Raw genomic sequence first — 1,402 nt, 5'->3', positions numbered from 1 at the left:
GGCGAGCGCACCCACCGCGGCCACACTCCGGCCCACCCTGGCCAGCTCCGGGCGCGAGGTCAGGTCGGCGAGGTGCGAATTTCAGGTAGTAATCAGGTGGTTGGGAATGGTGCTGCCAACAGCACCAACAGCGAGGGCGGTATCCGCGCTCCCAAAACCAAGAAGAACTTGGACGGCAGCACAAACAGCAACGGCGACAGTTGGTTCAGGTTGCCCGCGATAGACGTGACTATGGTCGCAGGCGCATCGGGCGTAATTCAACCGACAATTCGAACGGCTGGCACAGCCGCAACCTTGTCCTGGGCGTCGACGACGTTGCCTTCGGGAACGCTGTCGCGGTAGGTCACGTACGGCTGGCTCGGGTCGGTCCTGAAGGTGTCGATGGAGAACTCGGAAACCGACTCGAGTTCGGTTAGTCCTCCGTGTTTGATGAGGTTGTCGACGAACGGAGTGCGCTCGCACACGAACTCGGCGCCCTCCGCCCAATCGACTGTGGTCTGATTCGCACGAACATGCACAGTGGTCATGAACCAGATCATACGGCGGACACAGTTGAACTGTGCCTACCGATCACAATTCGATGCGAGGATCGCCATCCAACGGTGCGAATACGGAATCGAATTCCGGGATCACCGCATCGCACGAGCACCACAAGTCCACACCGACAGTGACCGTCATCGAACCGCCATGGATACCGCCCGACGGGCCCCGCGGAATCCACGGACCGCAGAAGAACTGTGTGCCACGATCGAATGCACATGAAACTGCCCGCATCATCGCTCGTGCGTCATCGAGAGTGTCACGTGCGAGCGAATCCAGTTCCTGCAATTGAGGCATCGAATTATCTGACGTGCCGCGATAACAACGAAACACCACCACCTCGAGGTCTGCCACGTACAGGACAGATTGCGACGCATCGATCTGTGCGGGATTCAATGGCGCCGGGAACGCGACCGTCGGATAGATCTGTCCCGGCCGAACGAATGCCGTCTCACACCCGTACGCGGGCACCATGTCCCCTGTATGCACTGCCGCGTACTCAACCTGGCCGGCGCGCGTCGATTCGAGTCGCGATGTCAGTTCGTTCAGCAGTTGGGTGGCTTTGCCGTAGACGTCCATCAGCGGATCCTCGCTACGCGCGGCGAATCAGGGGAATAGACCCGTGGCCGAGACTTCACCTTGTGCGGATTGGTGGCGGCGATCCATTGGTCAACCGACGCAACGCCAGTCAACCCATGCTCGAACAGCACTGCCGCATCGACCAACTGAATATCCACGCCTTGACGGGACACGTGCTGTGCCCGATCCGGGAGCTTGCACCCGCCACCAACCGGTCGTCCAGGAACGTGAACGGGCGCCCCGGGTCCATCGACACCAGCCACAGCGACAGCTTGGCCATCTC

At 60.6% G+C, this 1,402-nt stretch carries 2 protein-coding genes; both read right to left on the bottom strand.

Translation table 11 applies throughout. From position 1 onward, the window contains the following. Nucleotides 1-257: 257 nt before the first annotated feature. A complete protein-coding gene (locus ABT116_RS46405; RefSeq protein ID WP_351647254.1) occupies nucleotides 258-527 on the bottom strand; it encodes a hypothetical protein in 270 nt (89 codons plus the stop codon). A 43-nt stretch (nucleotides 528-570) separates the two neighbouring features. Beyond that, on the bottom strand, nucleotides 571-1,119 hold the full coding sequence (locus ABT116_RS46400; protein WP_351647253.1) for an MACPF domain-containing protein: 549 nt from the start codon (nucleotides 1,117-1,119) through the stop codon (nucleotides 571-573). Nucleotides 1,120-1,402: the final 283 nt, after the last annotated feature.

This window comes from Streptomyces sp. NPDC002130, assembly GCF_040296465.1.
GTDB lineage: Bacteria > Actinomycetota > Actinomycetes > Streptomycetales > Streptomycetaceae > Streptomyces.
This window is presented reverse-complemented; position numbering and strand designations above follow the sequence as displayed.